Raw genomic sequence first — 22,760 nt, forward strand, 5'->3', positions numbered from 1 at the left:
GGCCTGACGGCGGCGCAGCACGCGGCGGGGCAGGGGCTTGGCGCCGCCCGCCGGCGTCGCCCGGGGGCACGGCCCCGGGGTTACGGCCCCGGGGTTACGGCACGGTGTAGTCCGAACAGTCCGGCAGCGGCCGGTCCGGCCGAAAGGCACCCGCCGCCGCGTCGAAGCGGAACTGGCGGGTGATGCTGCAGCGCGCGTCGCGCTGCCGCACCAGGTCCGCCTGTTGCAGCGGCCGCATCGCGGTGGAATCGCCCGCCCGCGACACGCCGCGCGGAAAGTTCCAGGCTTCCGTCGCGTAGCGCAGCACCGGCTCCCCGGCCGCGCTGCCGGGAACCAGCCCGAGGCTGGCGGAGAAGCCGTACTCGTCATGGCAGGCGCCGCGGCGCCGGCGCATGTCGCGCTCGCCGAAGCAGGCGCGGATGGTCAGGGACGCGGCCAACGGCACCTCCAGCACCGGCACGGCGGCCGCCGTGCCGCCGGCGGCCACGCGGAACAGCCGCAGCCCGGTGGCGCTGCCGCCGCCGCCGGAATAGCCCGTGCTGCTGCGCGTCTCGACCCCGGCCAGGAAGCTGCAGTCGCCCAGGACGAACAGGTTGGGCCAGACCGCCTGCGACTCGCCCCCATCCGGATCCTCCGCGGGCGGCTGCGGCGCCGGGGCGGCCGCGCCCCGGGCCCGCAGCGCCGGCCGCACCGCGCCGCCTTCCTCCGGCTGGGTCAGCACCACGCACCAGCGCCGGTCCCGCGTGCAGGCCTCGCTGCCCCCGGCGCCACGCGGCACCAGGGACACCAGGCGATCACCGGCGGGCGGCGTCCCGGCCCCGGCCACGCCGGAGACCGCGGCCTGGGCGACGAGCAGGCTGAGGAAAAGAAGGCGGAACATGCGCGTCTCCTGCGGGCGGCCGCCGGTGTCCTGCAACACCGCACGCTGGGCAACCGCCGCGCATTGGCTTTCGCCGTCCCATCGTCCAAGGGATGCGGCCGGAACCGCCGGATCGACGCCGCATGCCGTCCGCCACCCCTGACCCGCCGACCCGCCCGGCCCTGGCGGCCGGCTCGCACGCCACGGCGCGCGGCTTGCGGGCCGTGGTGCAGGCCTCGTCTGCCCTGGCGGGTGCCTTGCGCCCCAGGGCGCGCCTGCTGCGCGACAGGGCGCGCCTGCTGCGCAACGGGGCGCTGGCGGCGATCCTCGCCCTGGCCGCCGCGCTGTTCCTGCGCGCGCATGCCGGCTACCGCGACCTGCCGACCGGCCCAGCCGACGGTTGGTGGAGCTGGGTGGACCAGCTGCGCTACGCCCGCGCCGCCCTGGCCTGGGCCGAGGGCGCGCTGGACCCGGCGCGGCACTGGTACCTGCCGGGCTATCCGCTGCTCGGCGCGCCCTTCGCCCGCCGGATGCCGAACGACCCCTTCCTGCTGCCGGATCTGTTCTGCTTTCTCGCCGCGCTGTGGCTCTTCGGGGCGCTGGCGAAGCGGCTGGCGGCGGCACTGCCGCAGCCGCGGCTCCTGGGGGCGGGGCTGTTCCTGCTCACCGCCGCGCTGGAATTCCGCGTGCTGGAAGCCTGGGTGATCCCCTGGACCACCACGCCCGCGGCGGCCCTGACCCTGGCCGCCCTGGTGCTGGCGCTGCGATTCGCCGCGGCGCCCGGGCCTCGTGACGCCGGCCTCGCCGCCCTGTGCCTCTGCGCCCTGGCCTGGTTCCGTCCCACCGACCTGCTGGCGCTGGGGGCGGCGGTGGTGCCCTTCATGCTGTGGGCACTGCTGCGCGCGCGGCCCGGGGTGGCGCGCGCGGCGCGGGTGCTGGGGGCGGCGCTGTTCGGCGCGGCGCTGGCGCTGCTGCCGCTGCTGGCGGCGCATCTCGCCGTGCACGGCGCCGCCCCCGGCGACTACCTCGCGCAATCTGCCGCCATGGGCTTCGAATGGCGGCTGGTGCCGCTGCGCTGGGTGACGCTGGTGCTGTCGCCGCGCCCGCTCTTTCCCTCCGGCGAGGGGCTGGGGCAGGTGTTTCCCTGGGTGCTGCCGGGGATCGCCGGCCTCGCCGCCATGCTCATCGTGCCCGACCGCGCTGGGCCTGTTCGCGGCCCCGCCGTGCCCGCTTCCGGCCGGGGCGCGTCTGCCCCTGGACACGTCGCGCGCCCGTCCGGTGCGCCTGCGCCTGCGCCTGCGCCTGCGCCTGCGCCGGTTCCCGGTCCCGCCGTGCCGGCCTCCCCTCGGGCGCCGCACCTGCTGATGGCGGCCGCGGTGGCCGCGCATCTCGTGGCCTATCTCGCCTATCGCGACCTGCACCCGCAGGGGCTCTGGCGCTACGGCAACTTCCACTACTTCAAATGGGTGCTGCCGGTGCTGGCGCTCTACGCGCTGCTGCTGCTCGCCGGCCTCGTCGCCTCGCCCCGGCGCGGGCGGCTGGCGCTGGCCGCCGCGGCCGTGCTGGCGGTGCTGCTGCCCTGGCGGGCGGAGTGGCGCCCCGCGGCGGCTTCCCCCGGCGACCGGGTGGTGACCGGCCCGCAGGAGGTCCTGTTCCGCACCGGCCTGCCCGCGCTGGACGAGGCGGTGCTGCTGGCGGCCGAGGGCGAATGGCGCAGCATCTTCCTGGAGCTGCACGCCTCGCAGGTGGGGGAGGCGGAATTCGGCGCCAACGCCGCCACCAAGGCCGTGCCGGTGCCGGGCGGTCTGTTGTTCTTCGCCCTGCGTCCCCTGCCGCCCGGACCGGCCGTGCTGCGCTTCAACCCCGGCGTCGCCCTGGACCCCGGCATGGTGCCGGTGCCCGGCCGCGTGGCGCTGCGCTTCGGCCTGCCCTGCGTGGTGGCGCGCGCGTCCCGCCGCTGCGGGGAAATCCAGCAGGACGTGCCCCTGCCGGTCCTGCCGGCCGGCGACTGGCGGGACGCGCAAGGCGCCGCGGCCTCCCTGTTCCCCGAAGGCTGGGCGCCGCCGGAAGGCGACGGCCGCTGGACCCTGGCGCGCCTCGCCCGGCTGCGCCTGCCGCTCGGCACGCCCGGGCAGGGCCGGACGCTGGAACTGCACGCGCGCGCCCTGTCCCCCGACCCGGCGCAGCCGCTGCGGGTATCGGTATCGGCCGGCCCCCCGGGCGAGGAGCAAACCCTGGCGGAATGGCGCTTCCCCGACGCCCAGCCGCGCCGCCTGCGGCTGGACGTGCCCGCCGCGGCACTGAGCCCATCGGGGGTGCTGTGGCTGCGGCTGGAGGTCGCCAACCCCGCCCGGGACGCAACGGGCCGGCGGCTCGGCCTGCTGCTGCAGCGGTTCCGGCCGCTGTAGCGCGCGGGACGGACGGAAGCCCCGGGCCGGCTCCCGCCGCAGAGCCGGCCCGCTCCCGAAAGCTGGCGACGCGGCCTGGGCCGGCAGGGCCACCGCCCTCGCCCCCTGGGGCGCAAGCCCTGCGCGGCCCGCGGGACAACGGCGCCTTGGGCCCCTGGTTGTTCCGCCCCGCGATTCCTGTTCAGCTTCCCCCGCCCGGGTCGCGCAGCGCGCCCCGGGCCGGACGCCGCCGCCGGTTCCCGCACCGCCACCGCCTGGGCGGCGGGCCGGAACCGCGCGGCGCGGCGTTCGGAACGCGGGCCGCAACGGCCCCGGGGGAGGAAGCACCATGCTGCGCCGTTCCGCCTTTCTGCTGGCGGGCTCGCTGCTCGCGCCCGGCCTCGCCCGGGCCCAGTCGGGTAGCCCCGCGGGCAGCCCGCCCGGCAGCGCCGCCGTCCCCTCCGGCTATCCCGACAAGCCCGTGCGAATCATCGTGCCCTCCGCCCCCGGCGGCGGCACGGACATCGTGGCGCGGGTGCTGGCGGAACGCCTGTCGCAGGCCTTCAACCGGCAGTTCGTGGTGGAGAACCGCGCCGGCGCCGGCCAGATGATCGGCATCGAGGCCGTGGCCCGCGCCCCCGCCGACGGCTACACGCTGCTGCTGGCGGCCAGCACGCTGGTGCTCAACGGGCTGATGTTCCGCAACGTGTCCTACGACCCCGTGCGCGACTTCGCCCCCGTGACGCAGATCGCCGTGCTACCCAACGTGCTGCTGGTGCACCCCGCCGTGCCCGTCCGCACGGTGGCGGAGCTGATCGCCCTGGCCCGCGCCAGGCCGGGCGAGCTGAACTACTCCTCCGCCGGCATCGGCACCTCGCCGCACATGTCCATGGAGCTGTTCAAGAGCATGGCCGGCATCAGCATGGAGCACGTCGCCTATCGCGGCACCGCCCCCGCCATGACCGACCTCCTCGGCGGCCGCGTTTCCGCCACCATGGCCAACGTGCTGACCGCGCGCCCGGCGATCGAGGCCGGCACCGCCCGGCCCCTGGGCGTCACCGGCACCACCCGGGTCCCCAGCCTGCCCGACATCCCCACCGTCGCCGAGGCCGGGCTGCCCGGCTACGCCGCGCCGCAATGGTACGGGCTGCTGGCCCCCGCCGGCACGCCGCGCCCGATCGTGGAGCGCCTGCAGGCGGAAGCCGCCCGCGCCCTGGCCGCCCCCGACCTGCGCGACCGCCTGGCCGCCGACGGCGCCGAGCCCGTGGGCAACGCCCCGGACGAGTTCGCCGCCCAGATCCGCGCCGAGATCGTGAAATGGACGCAGGTCGCCCAGGCCGCCGGCATCCAGCCGGAATAGCCGCCGCGCCCCTTCCCGGCATGTCCGCGCGAACACGTCCCGCGCGGGCCGCCACCGCGCCGCCAAACCGTCGCGGCCCGCCCGCGCGGCCCTGCCACGCTTCCCCGCACCCCGCCTCCCCGAAAGGAATCCGCCCGTGACACTCCAGATCCGCCGCGTGGTGACCGGCCACGACAGCGAGGGCCGCGCCGTGGTGCTGCACGACGGCATCGCCCCCAACGTGGTGTCCCGCCGCGACAAGCATTCCAGCTGCGTGGTCTGGAGCACCGACCGCTTCCCCAGCGACAACTCCGCCGCGGCCGAGGCCGCCGGCGCCCGCGCCGTGGTGGGCACGGACCCTGGTGGCTCCGTGTTCCGCATCGGCCGCTACGAGCCCGGCGTGGCCTCCCGCAACCACCGCACGGAATCCCTCGACTACGCCGTGATCATCTCCGGCGAGATCGAGATGACCCTGGACACGGAAACCGTGACCCTGCGCCAGGGCGACGTGCTGGTGCAGCGCGGCACCATCCACGACTGGATCAACCGCGGCACCGAACCCTGCATCATCGCCTTCGTGCTGCTGGCCGCCGAGCCGGTCGTCGCCGGCGACCGGGTGCTGTCCGCGACGGGGTGATGGAGCTCTTGGTGTTCAGGCCTGGGCCAGAGGGGCGCTGCCCCTCTGGACACCCCGCGAGGAGCTTAGGCTCCTCGACCTCATGAGTGCCTCCGGCGGGGGCGGGATGGCCCACGTCGTCCACCCGAGCAACGTGTCCCGGCCCGCCCCCGCCGGAGGCACTCAACGCGGGGTCCGGGGAGTTCGTAACTCCCCGGCGGGGTCCAGGGGCAGAGCCCCTGGCCACGGCCAGTTCACCAAGAACCGACCAGCCCACCGGGACAGGCCCAGCCGACCAGCGCGCGCCGATCAGCGCGCGACGGCGTAGCCCTGCATGCCGCGCGGGTTGGCGGCGGCCTTGATCTGCACGTCCTCGCCGTCCGGCTCGCGGCCCACGGCGCAGAGGCGGCCTTCGGTCCAGCCTTCGGCCACGGTCACCGTGTGGCCGCGATCGCGCAGCGCCTCGGCGGTGCCCGCGGGGAAGCGGTTTTCCAGCGTCAGGGAGCCCGGCGCCACCTCGCGCGGCCAGAAGGAGGAGAGGAGCCCGTCCGTGTGGAAGGCCGGCGCGTCGATGGCCTCCTGCAGGTTCATGCCGTGGCGGGCGTGGTGCAGGAACAGCAGCAGCGACCATTGTTCCTGCTGGTCGCCGCCCGGCGTGCCGAAGGCGAGGTAGGGCTTGCCGTCGCGGAAGGCGAAGGAGGGCGTCAGCGTGGTGCGCGGCCGCACGCCCGGCGCCATGGAGGAGGCCAGGCCGTCCTGCAGCCAGAACATCTGCCCGCGCACCGTCAGGCCGAAGCCCAGCCCGGGGATCACCGGGCTGGACTGGAACCAGCCGCCCGAGGGCGTGGCCGCCACCATGTTGCCCCAGCGGTCGGCGGCATCGACGTGGCAGGTGTCGCCGCGATGCGCGCCCCCGCGGGTGGTGACCGGCTCGCCCTGGCCGTCCAGCGTGGTGGGCAACTCGCGCGACATGGTGGGCTCGCCGCCACCGCGCATGTCGGCCTGCGAGATCGTGCCGGTCAGGCGCTGCGGCGGCAGCACCGGCGCGCGGCCGTCCGGGCTGCCCGGGCGCAGTTCCAGCGACGCGCGTTCGCCGATCAGCGCCCGGCGCGCCGCGGCATAGGCAGGGTCCAGCAGCGCGGCCATCGGTACGGGCGCACTGTCACCGTACCAGGCGTCGCGATCGGCCATCACCAGCTTGGTGGTTTCCGCCACGGCATGCACGAAGTCCGGCCCCAGCGGATCCATCGCCGCCACGTCCAGGCCTTGGAGAATGTTCAGTGCCTGCAGCATCGCTGGCCCCTGGCTCCAGGGGCCGCACTTGAACACCCGGTACTCGCCGAAATCGGCCGAGAGCGGCGCTTCCACCGGCGGCGTCCAGCGCGCCAGGTCATCCGCCGTCAGCAACCCGCGATGCCGGCGGCCCGACACGTCCCAGACCTCCTGCTCGGAAAAGCGGCCCATCGCCTCGGCCACCGGGCCCCGGTACCAGTAGTCCAGCGCCCGCTCGATCTGCGCCTCGCGCGAGCCGGCGGTTTCCGCCTCGCGCAGCAGCGTTTCGTAGAAATCCGCCAGCACGGGGTTGCGGAACAGTTTGCCCGGCTGCGGCACCCGCCCGCCCGGCAGGTACACCGCGGCGGAACTGGGCCAGTGCGTCTCGAACAGCTCGCGCACGCTGGCGATGGCGGCGGGGATGCGCGGCGTCAGCGCGTGGCCGTGGCGGGCATAGCCGATGGCGGGCGAGAGCACCTCGCGCAGCGTCGCCGTGCCCCAGTCGCGCAGCAGGGTGAGCCAGGCGCCGAAAGCCCCCGGCACGCAGGCGGCGAGGTGGCCGGTGCCGGGGACCAGCTCCAGACCCAGCCCGCGCAGCCGTTCCAGTGTGGCGGCGGCGGGGGAGGGGCCCTGGCCGCAGATCACCGTGGGCGCGTCCTCGCCGGGGCGGCAGGCCAGGATCGGCACCTCGCCGCCCGGCCCGTTCAGGTGCGGCTCCACCACCTGCAGCACGAAGCCCGAGGCCACCGCCGCGTCGAAGGCGTTGCCGCCGCGCTCCAGCACCCCCATCCCCGCCGCCGAGGCCAGCCAGTGCGTGGAGGACACGGCCCCGAAGGAGCCGCGCAGTTCGGGGCGGGTGGTGAAGCTCATGGGCGGGAAGCACTCCTGTGCGCGCCGGCCGCGCCGGGCGGCCAGGAAGAACGGCGGCGGGGCGGAAGCCGCCGCGCGAGGCGCGCAGCCTATCGGCGCCACCCCCGCGGCGCCAGCCAGGGCCGCGGAACCAAGGCTGGCCGCGGGGGCAGCGCCAGCCCCGGCAGCGCGGCCTGCGGACCAGCCCTGCCACCGCCACCCGCACCGGCAACACCGTCAATGGCTCCGGCCGGACCTCACGGCGGCGCCATGCTTCGCGAGGATGTTCCAACCGCTCCCGGGGACCGGAAGCGGTCGCCGGAGTTCCCCCTGGCACACCCGGTCCAGCAGGGACAAAGAATGAGCAAGAGCCTCGCCGACCAGCCATGCAGCCCCGAGATGGCGCAGCAGCACGCCGCCCTCGGCCGTTTCGTCACCGTGTTCGAGGACACGGTGAACCTGATCCGCACCGCCACCATCGGCCTGCTGGCCGCCGACCGCCGCTCCGAGAAGCTGGTCAGCATCGCCTTTCACAGCAGCGTCATGACCGCAGCACCCCTGTTCCAGGTGTTCCGTGCCGCGGTGGGGCAGATCGCCACCGACCCGGAGTTCCAATACCCGGAGCGGCAGGGCCAGGACCTGCTCTCCGTGATGAACCAGGTCGCCGGCGAGTTCGAGGCCATCCAGGCCACGCGCAACAGCCTGCTGCACGGCACCTGGGAGGTCGGCTGGTGCGGCGAGCCCGGGGATGGCCTGCCGGTGTTCGCGGTGGCGCGGCTCAAGCCGTCCCGCACCGGCCTCAGCCGCACGGAGGTCCCCTCCCGCCCCGGCGAGCTCGACGGCTGGGCTGAGCGCTGCCTGGCCACCCAGGCCCTGATCGAGCGCGTGATCGAGGCGGTGGCCGCCAGGCCGGTGCCGGCCACCGAAGCCTGCTTCATCCGGGAGAATGACCGCTGGCGTCCCAGCGATCGTCCGGAGGAAGCGGAACCCGGCACCGCGGTGCCATCCACCCCGGCGGACGAGGAGGCGCGCGCCGCCTGAAGGCCCGCCGCACCGGCCCGGCCGCCGCCACCAGCCCCGACGCGTGCCGCTACCGGCTTCGACGGCCGCGGCCAGCCCCGACGGGTGCCGCTGCCGGCTTCGACGGCCGCCGCCGGCCCTCGACGGGCAGCGCTGCCCGCCGCAGGACAGCACGGCCGGCCCTCGGGGCCGGCCGGCAAGGGCGCGGCGCATGGCCGGCATGTTCAGCCCCCGCGCGACATTCCGCCGCGTGCCGCTGCTATGCTGCGGGCATGAAGCCTGCCGAGATCGCCGCCCCCGCCCTGTCCCTGGCCGCCGGTCACGCCGCATCCCCCGCCCAGCTTTCCGGCGCCCAGCCGTCCGGGACCCAGCTCCCCGGCGCCCAGGCCTCCGGCGCCCAGATCGCCGGCGCCAGGGCATCGGCCACCGGCCGGATGGCGGTGGGCATCCTGCTCGCGGTCAGCGCCGGGCACCTGCTGAACGACCTGATGCAGTCGATGATCCCGGCGATCTACCCGATCCTGAAGGCCGAGTTCGTGCTGAGCTTCACCGAGATCGGCCTCATCCAGCTCTGCTTCCAGCTCACCGCCTCGCTGCTGCAGCCGGCCGTGGGGCTGTTCACCGACCGCCGGCCGCAGCCCTTCTCGCTGGTGCTGGGCATGGGCCTCACCTTCGTGGGGCTGCTGATCCTGTCGGTGGCCAGCGTTTATCCCGCGCTGCTGCTGGCGGTGGCGCTGGTGGGCATGGGCTCCTCCATCTTCCACCCCGAGGCATCGCGCGTGGCGCGCATGGCCTCGGGCGGGCGGCACGGCGCCGCGCAGTCGGTGTTCCAGGTGGGCGGCAACCTCGGCTCCGCCATCGGGCCGCTGCTGGCCGCGATCGTGGTGATCTCGCGCGGGCAGGCCAGCGTCGCCTGGTTCTCCCTGGCCGCGCTGCTGGGCATGGTGCTGCTGGCGATGGTGGGCCGCTGGTACCGCGAACAGCAGCGCGCGCCCAAGCCCGCCGGCGTATCCCGCCCCGCGCCCTTTCCGCGCGCGCTGGTGCAGCGCGCCCTGGTGGTGCTGGTGGCCCTGACCTTTGCCAAGAACGTCTACACGGCGTCCCTGTCGAGCTACTACACCTTCTACCTGATCGAGACCTTCGGCGTGTCCGTGCGCGACGCCCAGCTCTACCTCTTCGCCTATCTCGGCGCGGTGGCGGTGGGCACGATCGCCGGCGGCCCGTTGGGCGACCGCTTCGGGCGGCGCGCCGTGCTGTGGGGCTCCATTGTCGGCCCGCTGCCCTTCACCCTGCTGCTGCCCTATGTCGGCCTGGGCTGGACCTGCGCCTTCACGATCATCATCGGGCTGATGATGTCCTCGGCCTTTCCCGCCATCCTGGTCTACGCGCAGGAACTGCTGCCCGGAAAGGTCGGGCTGGTGTCGGGCATCTTCTTCGGGCTGGCCTTCGGCCTGGGCGGCATCGGCGCCGCCGTGCTCGGCCTCATCGCCGACCGCGCCTCCATCGGCGTGGTGTACCAGCTCTCCGCCCTGCTGCCGCTGCTCGGCCTCCTTATCGTCGCCCTGCCCGACCTGCACGAGGCCCGCCCCGCCGCAGCGCGGTGACGGGGCGGTCCGTTCCGGTGGCGGCGCCTGGGTGGGCTGACGTCGGCAAGGGAGCTCTCTGCCTTCCTGGCCGACGCCCGGGCCACCCAGGCCAACCGCAGCCGCCGGACACCGCCGCCCTCAGCCATCCGCGTCCGGCGGCGCGGGGCGGAGCAGCCCGGCGTCGAGCTGCGACAGGTCGGTGCGGCCCAGCATGGCCAGGCTGCGGTCGATCTCCGCCTGCAGCAGCGCCAGGGCGCGGCGCACGCCGGGCTCGCCCGCCGCGGCCAGCCCGTACAGCGTGGCGCGGCCCAGCAGCACGCCCTGCGCGCCCAGGGCCATCGCCTTCACCACGTCGCTGCCCCGCCGTACGCCGCTGTCGAACAGCACGGTCAGCCGCCCGCCCACCGCGGCCACGACCTCCGGCAGCACGGTGATCGGGGCTTCCGTGCCGTCCAGGTTGCGGCCGCCATGGTTGGACACCACCACCGCATCCGCCCCGCGGGCGGCGGCCAGCAGCGCGTCCTCGGCGCACAGGATGCCCTTCACGATCAGCGGGCCGCGCCAGCGGTCGCGCAGCCGCCCCAGGTCGTCCCAGCACACGGAAGCGGAATTGGCCTGCCGCCGCGGCCCGCCGGTGACGGTGCCGCGCAGCTCCGCCGGATAGTTCACGAATTGCGGCATTCCCCCGGCCGCGAGGTAGCGGCCCATCACCCCGAACAGCCAGCGCGGGTGCCGCATCAGGTCGGCGGCGACGCGGGCGTTCAGGCGGAACGGGTTGCGGAAGCCGTTGCGGTCGTTGAACTCGCGGTTGGCCATCACGGGCGTGTCGGCGGTCAGCACCAGCGCCGCCACGCCGCAGGCCGCGGCGCGGTCGAGCAGCTGGAAGGACAGCGCGCGGTCCTCCCACAGGTAGAGCTGCAGCCAGGTGGTGCCGCCCGGCACTGCGGCCACCGCCTCCATCGCCGTGGTGGAGGAGGTGGCGAGGGTGAAGGGGATGCCCGCCGCGGCCGCCGCCCGCGCCAGGGCCAGCTCGCCGCCGTGCCACAACAGGTCTGCCACCCCCGTGGGGCCGATCAGCAGCGGCGAGGGCTGCGCCCGCCCGAACAGCGTCACCGCCTGCGAGCGCGCCGACACGTCCACCAGCACGCGCGGCCGCAGGCGGAGGCGGCGCAGCGCTTCCACGTTGTTGCGCAGGGCGAACTCGTCCTCCGTGCCGCGGTCGAGATACTCGAACAGCGCGCGCGGCAGGCGGCGCCGGGCGCGCTCGCGCAGGTCGGCGATGTTGAAGGCGCCCAGGTCCGGCCCGGACAGCCCGCCCGTCGCGACGCCGCCCGGCAGCACCGCATCCACCCGCGTTGCGGCTCCCCCCGGCGCCGCCGCCCCGGCCCGGGAAGGGGCGCTCACGCTTCCGCCTCCAGCCCGGCGCGAAACGCGGCGATGCCGCCCGCCAGCAGCTCGTCCGCGGACACCATCAGGATATTGGCCCCGGCCTCGCGCAGGGCGGCGGCGCCGAAGCGGCCCACCAGACCGCCGCAGGACCGGCCGGCCGCGGCGGCACGGCGGAACAGGTCCAGGCTCGCCGCCATCACCGCCGGGTGCCGGCCGCGCCGCGGCAGGCCCATCGACACGGCCAGGTCGCCCGGCCCCACCTGCACCCCGTCCACCCCCGGCACGCCCAGGATGGCGTCCAGCGCCCCCAGCCCCGCCACGGTCTCGATCAGCGGGATCAGCACGATGTTGCCGGCATCGGGCGGGTCGCCCGCGGCGATGGCCGCCGCCACCGCCCGCGCTTCCGCGGCGTCGCCGATCTCCGGCGCGATCAACCCGTCCACCCCGCAATCCAGGTAACGCCGGATCAGTCCGGGATCACGCGACCACGGCCGCAGCACGGAAGCCCCACCGCCCGCCCGCACCGCGCGCGCCATCTCCGCCACCCGCTCGATCCCCGGGCCGCCATGCTCGCAATCGATGAACACGAGGTCGAAGCCGGCTCCCGCCAGCCGCTCCGCCAGCGCGGGCGAGGGATAATCCACGCCGACGCCCAGCACGCGCTCCCGCCGCGCCAGCTTGCGCTTCAGCGCGCCGCGCGCCGGGTTCACGCGCGGCACCGCGGCAGCACCGCGCGCCGGGTGGCGCGGTTGACGCCCCGCGGCGCGCCCCGCAGTTTCGCCGCGGCGGATACGGGTGGCGGGGCATGTCGAAGATCGTCGATCGGACGCTGGATTTCCTGGAACTCTTCGCCGAGCACAAGAAGCCGCTGTCGCTGTCCGACATTTCCCGCCTGCTGCGCATCCCCGTGTCCAGCTGCCACGACGTGCTGCAGGCGCTGCAGGCGCGCGGCTACCTGTACGAGATCGCGCCGCGCGCCGGCTACTACCCCACGCTGCGGCTGCGCGACCTGGCGCAAACCATCGCCGCGCACGACCCGGTGCTGCAGCGCGCGGAAGCGGCGCTGGCGGAACTGCGCGACGCGCTGGACGAATCCGTCTCGCTGGCCCGCATCAACGGCCTGCGCGCCACCTACCTGCTGGTGTTCGAGCCTTCGCATCTCTTGCGCTTCCTGGTTCGGGTGGGCGACGACGCGCGCAGCCTGCACGCCACCTCGGCCGGCAAGGCGCTGCTGGGCAGCCTGGACGCGGCCGCTCTCGAGAACTTCCTCGCCGGTGCCGCGCTGCCGCCGATGACGGAGCGCACGATCACCGACAAGGACGCGCTGCGCCGCGACATCGCCGAGGCGCAGCGCCGCGGCTGGTACCTCAACCGCGAGGAAAGCGTGACCGGCGCTACCACCCTGTCCGCGCGCTTTGCCTGGAACGGCTCGCACTACATCGTCACCGTGGCCGGCCCGGCCTCGCGCATGGAAGGCAAGCTGGACCGCGCGGCGGTGCTGCTGGCCGAATGCTGCCGCCGGCTGGAAATGCGCGCCGGCCCGGACGCCGCCCGGCGCTGAACCCGGCCCGCCCGCGCTGCAAGCGCCCGAGCGGGACCGCTGCGTGGCAGGCCGCGCGGAAGCCCGGGCGCGCCGCGGCCCGCGCGCCGGAGCCGGGCCGCGGCCGGCACGGCCCGCCGTTATTCCGGCCGGATGCCCAGCTCGGGCAGGCGGCGCTGCCAGAAGGCGGATTCCGTGCGCACGGTGTTGCCGAAATCGGCCGAACTGTCCGCCACCACCGCCAGCGCCAGATCCTGCAGCTTGCCCTGCACCTCCGGCGTGCGCAGCACCGCCACCAGCTCGCGGTTCAGCCGCTCCACGATCGGCTGCGGCGTGCGGGCGGCGGCAAAGAAGCCCAGCCAGGTCGTCGCCTCGAAGCCCGGCACGGTTTCCGCCACCGTGGGGATCTCCGGCCGCCCGGCGAAGCGCTGCGGCTCGCCCACCGCGATCACCCGCAGCGCGCCGGCATCGAACTGCGGCAGAAAGGCCGACAGCGTCGCGATGGCCATGCTGACATGGCCGCCGATCACGTCGGTCACCGCGCCGGCGCCGCCGCGATAGCCGACATGCAGCATGTTGACGCCGATGGCCCGTCCCAGCACCTGCCCCGCGACGTGCTGCGGCGACCCCGCGCCCGCGGTGCCGTAGGTGGCCTTGTCCGGGTTGGCGCGCAGATACGCGATCAGCTCGGGCATCGTGCGCACCGGCAGCGCGTTGGGCACCGCCACCGCGATCACCGCGCGCACCGCGTTGGTGATCGGCACCAGGTCGCGCACGGGATTGTAGCCGATGTCGGGATACAGCACCGGGTTCATGGCGATGGCGGCGCTGGTGGTCAGCAGCACGGTGTGCCCGTCCGCCGTGCCGTGCGCGACGTAGGCCGCGCCGATGTTGCCGTTGCCGCCGCCGCGGTTCTCGATCACCACCGGCTGGCCGAGCGCGCGGCCGAGCCCGGGCTGCACGATGCGGGCGATCTGGTCGGTGGACGCGCCGGGCGGGTAGGGCACCACCAGCGTCACCGGCCGGGTGGGGAAATTCTGCGCCGCGGCGGGGCCGGGCAAGGGGGCGGCCAACAGCGCCAGCCCCGCCAGCACGAACAGCTTCCTCAACATCCCTGAACTCTCCCTCTCGTTGTTCTTGTTTCCGCCAGCCGCCAGGCGGCGCGGCGTCACAGCAGGATCTCGTGCCGCAGCGGCTGCCCGGCGCGGAAGCGCGAAATATTGTCGCCGATCACCCGCATCTTGTCGCGGAACGCGTCGGCCGTGCCACCCGCCAGATGCGGCGTCAGCACCACGTTGGGCAGCCCCGCGAGCCGGCCCGTGGCCGGGTAGGGCTCGTGCTCGAACACGTCCAGGCCGGCGGCCAGCACCCGGCCGTCCTCCAGCGCATCGGCCAGCGCTTCCTCGTCCACCAGCCCGCCGCGGGCGGTGTTGATCAGGATGGCGCCGGGCTTCATGCGGGCGATGGCCGCGGCGTCGATCATGCCGCGGCTGGCGGGCGTCAGCGGCAGGTGCAGGGTGATGATGTCGCTCTCGCGCAGCACCTCCTCCAGCCCGGCCTTGCGCAGGTTCCACGCGGCCTCGCGCTCGGGCGGCAGCTGCTTGGAACGGTCGAAATACAGGCCGGTGGTTTCGAACCCCGCCAGCCGCGCCGCGACCTCCTGCCCGATGCGGCCCATGCCCAGGAAGCCGACGCGCTTGCCGCGCAGCTCGCGCGACACCGGGCGCAGCGCCAGGCGGTGGAAGCGGCCGGCGCGCAGCTCGGCATCGGCATGCGGCAGGCGGCGGCAGGCGGCCAGCATCAGCAGCACGGCGTGCTCGGCCACGCTGGTGATCGTGCCCTCCGGCGTCACCGCCAGCCGGATGCCCCGCGCCCGCATGGCGTCGAGGTCCAGCGTGTCCTGGTAGCCGACGCCCTGGTGCAGCACGAGCTTCAGCGCCGGTGCGGCGGCCATCAGTTCCGCGGACAGAAACATCGTCGCCATGATGGCGACCTCGCAGCCCGCGATGGCGGCGCGGCGCTCCGCCTCGCTGTCTTCGGACAGGGTGACGAGCCGCGCATCCGCCGGCAGCTCGCGGCGGATCGCGTCGTAGACCACCTCCGGCGCGAAGGCGGTGTAGAACACCCGGATCGTGTCCAACCCCTGGTCTTTCCTCGTTCCGGAAAGGTCCTGCTCGCCGGAATGGCCCGGGACGGCCGGGCCATCCCTGTCCTATCGCCAAGGCGTAGGAAGCTTCGTTGCGGCGGAGACTTCCCGAGGGGGCCGCAACTGTCAAGCAATCCGTCGCCGCCACGCGCCTCACCCGCGGCCGGCCCGCCACCTCCCTTGACTCCCGGCCGGTGGCGCCGCCTATCTCACGTCTCCGCGCAACACGATCCGCCAAGACGAAAACCAGCCCGCAGCCGGGCCGCCTCGTCCGACACGGGAACGGGCGCGCTCCTGCTCGGGAACCGCCGATGCCTCCTTCCCTGTCCCAGGCGATCGGAACGCTGGTCGCGCGAACCGGCCCGGACGCCATCCCGCCCGCGGTGCTGGAACGGGCGCGGATCAGCCTCGCGCACAACCTCTGCGTCGCCCTGGCCGGACGGCCGCGCGAGGCGGTGGCGCATCGCCTTGCCAAGAGCAGCGCCGCGCTGCCGGCGGTGGCCACGCTGCTGCAGGACGGCACGCGCGTCAGCGCCGAGGGGGCGGCCCTGGCCAATGCCGCACTGATGCACGCGCGCTCGCAGGACGACACGCATCCCGCCTCCACCTCGCATCCCGGCTCGCCCGTGACCGCCGCCGCCCTGGCCCTGGCCGAGGTGCGCGGCCGCACCGGCGCCGAGTTCCAGGCCGCGATCGTGCTGGGCTACGAGGCGATCGGCCGCATCGGCCGGCGCTGCGACCAGCGCGTCGCCGCGCGCGGCTTCCGCGCCGCGGGCGTGTTCGGCGTCTTCGGCGCCGCCGCCGCTGCCGCGCGGCTGCTGCACCTTTCCGACCAGCAGGCCGCCCACGCGCTGGGGCTGGCGGCGCAGATGGCCGGCGGCCTGTCGCAGGTCTGGGTGGAGGGCAGCGCCGAAGGGCCGCTGCAGCTCGGCTTCGCCGCGCGCAACGGCGTGCTGGCGGCGCTGGCGGCGGAAGCCGGCGCCACCGCCGCGGCCGGGGCGCTGGACGGCCGCAACGGCTTCCTGCGCGCCTATGGCGACACGGCCGAGGCCGCCGCGGAACCGCCCGGCCCCCCCGACACCTGGCAGATCGCCGAGGCCACGGTGAAGCCGCACCCCGTTTGCGCCATCCTGCAGGGACCGCTGGAACTGCTGGCGACCCTGCCGCGCGGCGTGGATTTCGCCCCCGACGCCCTGGCCGAGGTCACGCTGGAGCTCAGCCCCTTCGAGGCGGCATTTCCCGGCGTGAACAACCCCGGCCCCTTCGGCAGCCCGATCGCCACCAAGCTCAGCGCCCAGTTCTCCCTGGCGCTGGCCCTGGCCGAAGGCCGCGCCACCCTGGACGGCCTGGGCCGGCTGGAGGACCCGGCGATCCTGGCCCTGGCGGAACGGGTTCGCGTGGTGGCCGACCCGGCCCTGGAACCGCGCCTCAGCCGCCTTTGCCTGCGCCGGGCGGACGGGCGGGCGCTGCGGGCGGCGGTCACGGCGCCGGTGGGGCGGCCGGACTGGGCGGGGATCGGCGCCTTTGCCCATGCCCTGGCGCCGGAAATGGCGATGTCCGCCGCAGCGGTGGACCGGCTGCTGGACGCGGTGGCGGGGCTGCCGGCGGCGCCGGACCTCAGCGCGCTGGTGGCGGCCCTGGGCGGGCGCTGAGAGAGGCCAGCAAGCCGGGGGGAAGTATCCCCCCGGACCCCCTTCTATTTTCGGGAGTTTGGGGGTGCCTTCTGAGGCACCCCCAAACTCCCGAAAGAAGGAGGGGGCTCGGGGGAGTTCACTCCCCCGACCTTTCTCCCCTCCATCAGGTCAGCCCTCCGGCGCGGCCACCAGCGGCAGCAGCTGCGCCCGCAGCGCGTCCATGATCTCGCGGGAAAGCTCCGGGTCCGCTTGGCCGGCGGCGCGGGCCAGCGCGAGGCCGCCCACCAGGGCCGAGAGCACCAGCAGCGCCCGTTCCCGGCGCCCGCTTTCTTCCGGCGGCGCGGGCCGTTCCGCCGGCGTCGCCTCGGGCCGCGGCCGCGCTGCCGCCGGCTCGCCGGGCGCCGCCCCGGCCGGCAGGCGCTGCTGCAGCGCCTCGGCGAAGCGGCGCGTGCCCGCAGCGAAGCGCGCCTGCACCGACAGGTCCTGGCCCAGCACCTCCGTGGCCAGGGCGACCAGCGGGCAGTCGCGGTCGCGCCGGTCGCGATGCCCTTCCGACAGGTAGGAGGTCACGAAGCCTTCCAGCCCGGCCGCCTCGCCGTCGGCGCGCAGCCGCGCCACCGCCGCGGCGAAGACCTGCTCGCAGGCGTCGCGGGCCAGCGCCTCCTTGGAGGCGAAGTGGCCGTAGAAGCCGCCATGCGTCAGCCCGGCGGCGCGGGTGATCTCCGCCACGCTGACGTCGTTGAAGCCGCGCGCGCGAAACAGCCGGCCGGCCGCGTCCACGATGGCGCCGCGGTGCTGCGCGGCCTTTTCCCTGCTGACCTTCACGCCCGAACTCCCCGGCGCCCTGCGGAGCCGCTTGACCGTATTCATGACGTATATCATCAATATCCCCGCGATGCCATCCCGGGGCCGCGAAGCGGGACATCCGGGATGGCGCAGCCCGATGCGGCTCGCAGGAGAACGAACCATGTGCGACATGATGGGCGGCCGGCACGCCGCCGGCGCCGCATCCGGGGCCATCCTCGGGGCTGCCGGAAAACCCCGATGACCCCGCCGCACCCCACCGCCCCGCGCGCCGCCACCCCGCCCTTCCGCCCATCCTGCAGGACCCGCCGCCATGCTCGCTGAGCCCCTTGCCCGCTTCCTGGCGCGCCGCGGCATCCATTACGGCTGGGCCGTGGTGGCGGTGACCTTCCTGGTGATGCTGTCCACCGCCTCGGCCGTGGGGATGCCGGGCGTGCTGATCCGCCCCCTGGGCGAGGAGTTCGGCTGGAGCATCAGCAGCATCTCCGGCCCGCTGGCGCTGCGGCTGTTCCTGTTCGGCGCCATGGCGCCCTTCGCCGCCGCCTTCATGGTCCGCTACGGGCTGCGCCGGGTGATCCTGTGCGCCCTGGGGCTGATCCTGGCCGGGCTGGGCACCGCCGTGCTGGGCATGGGCGAGCTGTGGCAGCTCTGGGCGCTGTGGGGGCTGGTGCTGGGCTTCGGCACCGGGCTGACCGCCATCGTGCTGGGCGCCACCGTGGCCGGCCGCTGGTTCAGCGCGCGGCGCGGGCTGGTGGTGGGGCTGCTGACCGCCAGCTCCGCCACCGGGCAGCTGGCCTTCCTGCCGCTGGCCGCCTGGCTGGCGGAACACCACGGCTGGCGCGTCGCGCTGCTGCCGGCGCTGGGCTCCTGCGCCGTGGCGGCGGTGCTGGTGCTGCTGTTCCTGCGCGACCGCCCCGCCGACCTCGGCCTGCGGCCCTTCGGCGAAGCGCCCGATGCGCCGATCGTCGCCGCGCCGGCCGCAACCGGCTCCCCCGTGGCGGCCGCCTTCGCGGCGCTGCGCGACGCCGCGCAGCTGCGGATCTTCTGGGTGCTGTTCGGCACCTTCTTCATCTGCGGCCTCTCCACCAGCGGGCTGGTGCAGACCCACTTCCTGCCCTTCTGCTCCGACTTCGGCGTGGCGGAGGTGCAGGCGGCCTCCCTGCTGGCGATGATGGGCGCCTTCGACTTCATCGGCACCATCGGCTCCGGCTGGCTGTCGGACCGCTACGACGCGCGCAAGCTGCTGTTCTGGTATTACGGGCTGCGCGGGCTGTCGCTGCTCTACCTGCCGTTCTCCGACTTCTCCTTCTACGGCCTCGCGATCTTCGCGGTGTTCTACGGGCTGGACTGGATCGCCACCGTGCCGCCCACCGTGCGGCTGGCCGGCGCCGCCTTCGGGCGGGAACGGGCACCGATGGTGTTCGGCTGGATCTTCACCGGCCACCAGATCGGCGCCGCGGTGGCTGCCTTCGGCGCCGGCTGGTCGCGCGACGAGCTGCTGACCTACCTGCCGGCCTTCCTGGGCGCCGGCGCCGCCTGCCTGGTGGCGGCAGTGGCCTGCCTGCTCGTGCGGCGTCCGGGCGTACCGGCGCCCGTGCGGCTGCCCGAAGGCGCCGCGGTACCCGCCCGCGCCTGAGGCAGCGTCTGGCGCCGCGCCGGAGGCCACGCGGCCCGGGGCGGCGGCGCGACCCGCCGCCCTGGTCCGCTGCGCCCGGCCCGGGCATGCTCCGCCGCAACGCGGGGAGGATAGGTTGCGGATCGGCACGACGCGCGGGGCGGACGACCTGGTGGAACTGGCGGAACTCTGGCGCGCGGCCCTGCAGGCACCGCAGCACGCGCCGGGCTGCGCCTGCAGCGGCGGCTTCGCCCTGCCGCTCCTGGCCGCGGGCGACCTGGAGGAAGACATCCTCGACTTCCTGCAGACCCGCTACGCCGCCGAAGGCCTCACGGCTCTGCTGCCCGCCCTGCACGCCCGCGCCGCCGCCCGGGCCGCCGGCGGCATCGTGCCGGGCTTCGGCACCTGGTTGATGGGGCTGGACGCGGCGGCACTGCCGCCGGCCGCACGCGAGCGGTTGGTGGACGACCTGCGCCGGACGCTGCTCTCCTTCGGCGGCACCGCGGCCCGCGCCGGCCGCTTCGCCTGCACCTGACCCGCCGCGCCCCGCGAACCGCCGGCCGGCGCGGTCACGTCCGGAACAGGCCCGCAACCCGCGGGCTCCCGCGGCACTAACCTCGCAGCCCCGGCCGCCCCCCGGCGCCGTCGCGGAGGAGGTCCCATGCCCGCACCCACCCCCACCGTTCCGCCGCCCACCCCGGACAGCCTCAGCTCCGCGCTGCGGCGCAACATCCAGGCCCTGGAACAGCGCCGCGAGCAGGACGCGGCCGAGGCCACGCGCGAGGAGCGCATCGCCGCCGCCATCACCGCCTTCACCGGCAGCATGAACTTCGTTTATCTGCACCTTGCCCTGTACGGCGCCTGGATCCTGGTCAACCTCGGCGTCGTCCCCGGCGTGCCGCGCTTCGACCCCAGCTTCGTGGTGCTGGCCATGGTGGCCTCGGTGGAGGCGATTTTCCTGTCCACCTTCGTGCTGATCAGCCAGAACCGCATGGCCGCCGCGGCCGACAAGCGCGCCGACCTGGACCTGCAGATCAACCTGCTGGCCGAGCACGAGCTGACCAAGCTGGCCGAACTGGTCACCGCCATCGCCGAGAAGCTGGAGGTTCGCACCACCGCCGACCCCGAAATGGCCGAGATCCGCAAGGATGTCGCCCCGGAAGCCGTGCTGGACGCCATCGAAGCGCAGCAGGACACCCGCTGACCGCTGACCGCTGACCGCTGACCGCTGACCGCTGACCGCTGACCGCTGACCGCTGACCGCTGACCGTGCCCGGCTGCGCACGTCGGTCCCGCGTGGTTGCAGTCCTCGTTGGTGCCGGTTGGGCCTGGGTGTTCGGCCGAGGCCAAGGGGGCTCTGCCCCCTTGGAGCCCCCGCGAGGAGCTTAGGCTCCTGACCTCATGAGTGCCTCCGGCGGGGGCGGGATGACCGACCGCAGCCATAATGGACCGCCCTGTCCAACCCGCCCCCGCCGGAGGCACTCAAGTGGGGTCCGGGGAGTTTAAACTCCCCGGCGGGGTCCAGGGGCAGCGCCCCTGGCCGACGCCAGCACACCCAGGCCCAACCAGCACCACGAGAACGGCAGCCGCCCGCCGCCCGCACGCGCGGCTGGGCCCGGGGCGGGGTCAGGCGTCGGGTCGTGCGCGAAAGGCGTCGGGGACGATGAAGACCTCGTCGGCGCGGCCGTAGCCGCCGTCGGGGACTTCCTCGATCAGCACCATGGTGTGCGGGCGCGCGGCATCGCCGAAGTATTCGGCCAGCAGGGCCGTGGTGCGGTGGATCAGTTCGGCCTTCTGAGACCGGGACAGGGCGGCCTGCGGCAGCTTGAAATTGGCGAAGGGCATGGGGGTTCTCCTCGGTTCGGGGGTTAGATCGCGCCGCCGTTGGCGCGCAGCACTTGGCCGTTGACCCAGCCGCTGTCGGGGCCGGCCAGGAACGACACCAGCCCGGCGATGTCCTCCGGCTGGCCGAGGCGGCCGAGCGGGATCATCCGCGTGATGGCGTCCAGCTGCGCCTCGCTCTTGCCGTGCAGGAACAGCGCGGTTTCCACCGGGCCCGGTGCCACCGCGTTCACGGTGATGCCGCGCGCGCCCAGTTCCTTGGCCAGGATGTGGGTCAGCGCCTCCACCCCCGCCTTGGTGGCGGCATAGGCGCCGTAGCCGGGCTGGAAGAACCCCACCACGGAGGAGGAGAAGCTGATGATGCGCCCGCCGTCGCGCAGCCGCCGCGCCGCTTCCCGCATGCCGCGGAACACGCCGCCGAGGTTGAGCGCCAGCTGCGCCTCGAAGGCCGCGTCCGTGGTTTCCGCCACCGGCGACAGCGTCATGATCCCGGCATTGTTGACCAGGATGTCGACCGGCCCGAGCGCCCGCTCCGCCGCGTCGAACAGCGCCGCGGCACCCCCGGGCGTGCCGAGGTCGGCTTCCACCGCCACCGCCCGGCCGCCGGCCGCGGCGATGTCGCGCACCACCGCCTCCGCCTCCGCCTGCCCGCGGGCGTAGTTCACCGCCACCGCCACCCCGTCCTGCCCGAGGCGGCGGGCGATCGCCGCGCCGATGCCGCGCGACCCCCCGGTCACCAGCGCCGTCCGCGAATGCTGCTCAGCCATGGCCCTGTCTCCGATCCGTTACGTGGATCCGGAGATAGCGGGGCGCAGCGCGCCCATAATCACCCCTGGTCCGGCATCACCGTTCGGGATAGCGGAACAATCATGCTGGACCGCCTGGACGCCATGCGCCTGCTCGTCCGCGTCGTGGAACGGCGCAGCTTCACCGCGGCCGCGGCCGATCTCGGCCTGTCGCGGTCCACCGCCACGGCCGCGATCCAGGCGCTGGAAGCCCGGCTCGGCGCCCGGCTGCTGGAGCGCAGCACGCGCCACGTCGCCCCCACCCTGGACGGCGAGAGCTATTACCGCCGCTGCCTGGCCATCCTGGCCGAGGTGGAGGAGGCCGAGGGCGCCCTGCGCGGCGCCCAGCCGCAGGGCCTGCTGCGGATCGAGGTGCATCCGCTGCTGACCCGCACCTTCCTGCTGCCGCAGCTGCCCGCCTTTCTCGGCCGCTTCCCGCGCATCGACCTGCATCTCGGCCAGGGCGACCGCCTGGTGGACCTCCTGCGCGAAGGGGTGGACTGCGCCATCCGCGCCGGCACGCTGGCCGAGAGCGGCCTGATCGCCCGCCGCCTGGCCACGCTGGAGGAGGTCACCTGCGCCAGCCCCGCCTACCTGGAGCGGCACGGCACGCCCGCCTCGCCGGAAGCGCTCGACGGCCACCGCATGGTGGGCTTCGTGTCGTCCCGCACCAACGAGGTGATGCCGCTGGAATTCACCGTCGGCGGCCGGCTGCGCGAGGTGCTGCTGCCCAGCCGCGTCACGGTGAACAATTCCGACACGCTGGCCGAGCTGGCGCGGATGGGCTTCGGCCTGGTGCAGGCCCCCCGCTACCGCTTCGCCGAGGATTTCGCCGCCGGCCGGCTGGTGCCGGTGCTGCCGGACTTCCCGCCCTCGCCCACGCCCTTGTCGGCGCTCTACCCGCAGAACCGGCAGCTGGCGCCGCGGCTGCGCGTGTTCCTGGATTGGGCGGCGCAGGTTTTCGCGACCGCCAGCCTCGCGGGCCCCGCCGGGCCGGGTACGCCGCACCGCCCGGCCTAGCCCGCCCGGCTTGGCCCGCCCGGCGCGACCGGGGCGGCGCAGCCTCCTCCCCGTGAC

The 22,760-nt window shown here is 74.9% G+C and carries 20 protein-coding genes; 11 read left to right on the plus strand and 9 right to left on the minus strand.

Features of this window, described 5'->3' with window-relative positions:
* Positions 1-94: 94 nt before the first annotated feature.
* Positions 95-880 carry a hypothetical protein gene (locus tag ACLIBK_RS04845; RefSeq protein ID WP_415386096.1) on the minus strand — a complete coding sequence of 262 codons (786 nt, stop codon included), beginning with the start codon at positions 878-880 and terminating at the stop codon, positions 95-97.
* A gap of 122 nt (positions 881-1,002) precedes the next feature.
* Between ACLIBK_RS04845 and ACLIBK_RS04850 the strand changes: the two genes are divergently transcribed.
* The 3 genes from ACLIBK_RS04850 (at position 1,003) to ACLIBK_RS04860 (ending at position 5,222) form a co-directional block, all read left to right on the plus strand.
* Positions 1,003-3,267 carry a hypothetical protein gene (locus ACLIBK_RS04850; RefSeq protein WP_415386097.1) on the plus strand — a complete coding sequence of 755 codons (2,265 nt, stop codon included), beginning with the start codon at positions 1,003-1,005 and terminating at the stop codon, positions 3,265-3,267.
* A 328-nt stretch (positions 3,268-3,595) separates the two neighbouring features.
* Positions 3,596-4,606: a tripartite tricarboxylate transporter substrate binding protein gene (locus ACLIBK_RS04855; RefSeq protein WP_415386098.1), complete on the plus strand. Its 1,011-nt coding sequence runs from the start codon at positions 3,596-3,598 to the stop codon at positions 4,604-4,606.
* A 136-nt stretch (positions 4,607-4,742) separates the two neighbouring features.
* A complete protein-coding gene (locus ACLIBK_RS04860; RefSeq protein WP_415386099.1) occupies positions 4,743-5,222 on the plus strand; it encodes a cupin domain-containing protein in 480 nt (159 codons plus the stop codon).
* 288 nt (positions 5,223-5,510) lie between these two features.
* Here the strand turns inward: ACLIBK_RS04860 and ACLIBK_RS04865 are convergent, their stop codons facing one another.
* Positions 5,511-7,343 (minus strand): gamma-glutamyltransferase family protein, encoded by a 1,833-nt coding sequence (locus ACLIBK_RS04865; protein ID WP_415386100.1) that lies wholly within the window; start codon positions 7,341-7,343, stop codon positions 5,511-5,513.
* Between the two features lie 339 nt (positions 7,344-7,682).
* Here ACLIBK_RS04865 and ACLIBK_RS04870 point away from each other — a divergent pair, with 339 nt between their 5' ends.
* Both ACLIBK_RS04870 and ACLIBK_RS04875 read left to right on the plus strand, forming a co-directional pair.
* Positions 7,683-8,363 carry a hypothetical protein gene (locus ACLIBK_RS04870; RefSeq protein ID WP_415386101.1) on the plus strand — a complete coding sequence of 227 codons (681 nt, stop codon included), beginning with the start codon at positions 7,683-7,685 and terminating at the stop codon, positions 8,361-8,363.
* 251 nt (positions 8,364-8,614) lie between these two features.
* On the plus strand, positions 8,615-9,946 hold the full coding sequence (locus ACLIBK_RS04875) for an MFS transporter (RefSeq protein WP_415386102.1): 1,332 nt from the start codon (positions 8,615-8,617) through the stop codon (positions 9,944-9,946).
* 120 nt (positions 9,947-10,066) lie between these two features.
* Here the strand turns inward: ACLIBK_RS04875 and ACLIBK_RS04880 are convergent, their stop codons facing one another.
* Positions 10,067-11,332: an alpha-hydroxy acid oxidase gene (locus ACLIBK_RS04880; RefSeq protein WP_415386103.1), complete on the minus strand. Its 1,266-nt coding sequence runs from the start codon at positions 11,330-11,332 to the stop codon at positions 10,067-10,069.
* Positions 11,329-12,027, minus strand: a complete 699-nt coding sequence (locus tag ACLIBK_RS04885; RefSeq protein WP_415386104.1) for an HpcH/HpaI aldolase family protein — start codon at positions 12,025-12,027, stop codon at positions 11,329-11,331. The genes ACLIBK_RS04880 and ACLIBK_RS04885 overlap by 4 nt, the downstream gene beginning before the upstream one ends.
* A gap of 95 nt (positions 12,028-12,122) precedes the next feature.
* Between ACLIBK_RS04885 and ACLIBK_RS04890 the strand changes: the two genes are divergently transcribed.
* Positions 12,123-12,878 (plus strand): IclR family transcriptional regulator, encoded by a 756-nt coding sequence (locus tag ACLIBK_RS04890; protein ID WP_415386105.1) that lies wholly within the window; start codon positions 12,123-12,125, stop codon positions 12,876-12,878.
* 119 nt (positions 12,879-12,997) lie between these two features.
* Here ACLIBK_RS04890 and ACLIBK_RS04895 read toward each other — a convergent pair whose 3' ends face one another.
* On the minus strand, positions 12,998-13,969 hold the full coding sequence (locus tag ACLIBK_RS04895) for a Bug family tripartite tricarboxylate transporter substrate binding protein (RefSeq protein ID WP_415386106.1): 972 nt from the start codon (positions 13,967-13,969) through the stop codon (positions 12,998-13,000).
* Between the two features lie 56 nt (positions 13,970-14,025).
* Entirely contained in the window at positions 14,026-14,997 is a 972-nt protein-coding gene (locus ACLIBK_RS04900; RefSeq protein ID WP_415386107.1) for a 2-hydroxyacid dehydrogenase, read from the minus strand.
* Between the two features lie 317 nt (positions 14,998-15,314).
* Between ACLIBK_RS04900 and ACLIBK_RS04905 the strand changes: the two genes are divergently transcribed.
* On the plus strand, positions 15,315-16,655 hold the full coding sequence (locus ACLIBK_RS04905) for an MmgE/PrpD family protein (protein ID WP_415386108.1): 1,341 nt from the start codon (positions 15,315-15,317) through the stop codon (positions 16,653-16,655).
* A gap of 150 nt (positions 16,656-16,805) precedes the next feature.
* On the opposite strand, the gene ACLIBK_RS04910 is transcribed toward ACLIBK_RS04905, so the two are convergent.
* A complete protein-coding gene (locus ACLIBK_RS04910) occupies positions 16,806-17,462 on the minus strand; it encodes a TetR/AcrR family transcriptional regulator (RefSeq protein WP_415386109.1) in 657 nt (218 codons plus the stop codon).
* A 292-nt stretch (positions 17,463-17,754) separates the two neighbouring features.
* On the opposite strand from ACLIBK_RS04910, the gene ACLIBK_RS04915 reads away from it, so the two are divergent.
* The 3 genes from ACLIBK_RS04915 (at position 17,755) to ACLIBK_RS04925 (ending at position 20,260) form a co-directional block, all read left to right on the plus strand.
* Complete coding sequence (locus ACLIBK_RS04915) at positions 17,755-19,077, plus strand: MFS transporter (RefSeq protein WP_415386110.1); 1,323 nt, start codon at positions 17,755-17,757, stop codon at positions 19,075-19,077.
* A 115-nt stretch (positions 19,078-19,192) separates the two neighbouring features.
* Positions 19,193-19,591: a hypothetical protein gene (locus tag ACLIBK_RS04920; protein WP_415386111.1), complete on the plus strand. Its 399-nt coding sequence runs from the start codon at positions 19,193-19,195 to the stop codon at positions 19,589-19,591.
* A gap of 126 nt (positions 19,592-19,717) precedes the next feature.
* On the plus strand, positions 19,718-20,260 hold the full coding sequence (locus ACLIBK_RS04925) for a DUF1003 domain-containing protein (protein WP_415386112.1): 543 nt from the start codon (positions 19,718-19,720) through the stop codon (positions 20,258-20,260).
* Positions 20,261-20,682: 422 nt separating this feature from the next.
* Here ACLIBK_RS04925 and ACLIBK_RS04930 read toward each other — a convergent pair whose 3' ends face one another.
* Together ACLIBK_RS04930 and ACLIBK_RS04935 are read right to left on the minus strand one after the other, a co-directional pair.
* Positions 20,683-20,901, minus strand: a complete 219-nt coding sequence (locus tag ACLIBK_RS04930) for a tautomerase family protein (RefSeq protein WP_415386113.1) — start codon at positions 20,899-20,901, stop codon at positions 20,683-20,685.
* 23 nt (positions 20,902-20,924) lie between these two features.
* Positions 20,925-21,665, minus strand: coding sequence for an SDR family oxidoreductase (locus ACLIBK_RS04935; RefSeq protein ID WP_415386114.1), 741 nt, complete (start codon positions 21,663-21,665; stop codon positions 20,925-20,927).
* Positions 21,666-21,767: 102 nt separating this feature from the next.
* Between ACLIBK_RS04935 and ACLIBK_RS04940 the strand changes: the two genes are divergently transcribed.
* The gene (locus ACLIBK_RS04940) at positions 21,768-22,703 is read left to right on the plus strand and encodes a LysR family transcriptional regulator (RefSeq protein WP_415386115.1); all 936 of its coding nucleotides are present in this window, start codon (positions 21,768-21,770) and stop codon (positions 22,701-22,703) included.
* Positions 22,704-22,760 lie beyond the last annotated feature (57 nt).

It is taken from the genome of Roseomonas sp. BN140053, assembly GCF_047690175.1.
Classification (GTDB): Bacteria; Pseudomonadota; Alphaproteobacteria; order Acetobacterales; family Acetobacteraceae; genus Roseomonas.

Bases quoted from the DNA above. Each gene is read 5' to 3' on its own strand.
- ACLIBK_RS04845 (WP_415386096.1), bottom strand. From the start codon at position 880: ATGTTCCGCCTTCTTTTCCTCAGCCTGCTCGTCGCCCAGGCCGCGGTC.
- ACLIBK_RS04850 (WP_415386097.1), top strand. From the start codon at position 1,003: ATGCCGTCCGCCACCCCTGACCCGCCGACCCGCCCGGCCCTGGCGGCC.
- ACLIBK_RS04855 (WP_415386098.1), top strand. From the start codon at position 3,596: ATGCTGCGCCGTTCCGCCTTTCTGCTGGCGGGCTCGCTGCTCGCGCCC.
- ACLIBK_RS04865 (WP_415386100.1), bottom strand. From the start codon at position 7,343: ATGAGCTTCACCACCCGCCCCGAACTGCGCGGCTCCTTCGGGGCCGTG.
- ACLIBK_RS04870 (WP_415386101.1), top strand. From the start codon at position 7,683: ATGAGCAAGAGCCTCGCCGACCAGCCATGCAGCCCCGAGATGGCGCAG.
- ACLIBK_RS04875 (WP_415386102.1), top strand. From the start codon at position 8,615: ATGAAGCCTGCCGAGATCGCCGCCCCCGCCCTGTCCCTGGCCGCCGGT.
- ACLIBK_RS04890 (WP_415386105.1), top strand. From the start codon at position 12,123: ATGTCGAAGATCGTCGATCGGACGCTGGATTTCCTGGAACTCTTCGCC.
- ACLIBK_RS04895 (WP_415386106.1), bottom strand. From the start codon at position 13,969: ATGTTGAGGAAGCTGTTCGTGCTGGCGGGGCTGGCGCTGTTGGCCGCC.
- ACLIBK_RS04905 (WP_415386108.1), top strand. From the start codon at position 15,315: ATGCCTCCTTCCCTGTCCCAGGCGATCGGAACGCTGGTCGCGCGAACC.
- ACLIBK_RS04915 (WP_415386110.1), top strand. From the start codon at position 17,755: ATGCTCGCTGAGCCCCTTGCCCGCTTCCTGGCGCGCCGCGGCATCCAT.
- ACLIBK_RS04925 (WP_415386112.1), top strand. From the start codon at position 19,718: ATGCCCGCACCCACCCCCACCGTTCCGCCGCCCACCCCGGACAGCCTC.
- ACLIBK_RS04930 (WP_415386113.1), bottom strand. From the start codon at position 20,901: ATGCCCTTCGCCAATTTCAAGCTGCCGCAGGCCGCCCTGTCCCGGTCT.
- ACLIBK_RS04935 (WP_415386114.1), bottom strand. From the start codon at position 21,665: ATGGCTGAGCAGCATTCGCGGACGGCGCTGGTGACCGGGGGGTCGCGC.
- ACLIBK_RS04940 (WP_415386115.1), top strand. From the start codon at position 21,768: ATGCTGGACCGCCTGGACGCCATGCGCCTGCTCGTCCGCGTCGTGGAA.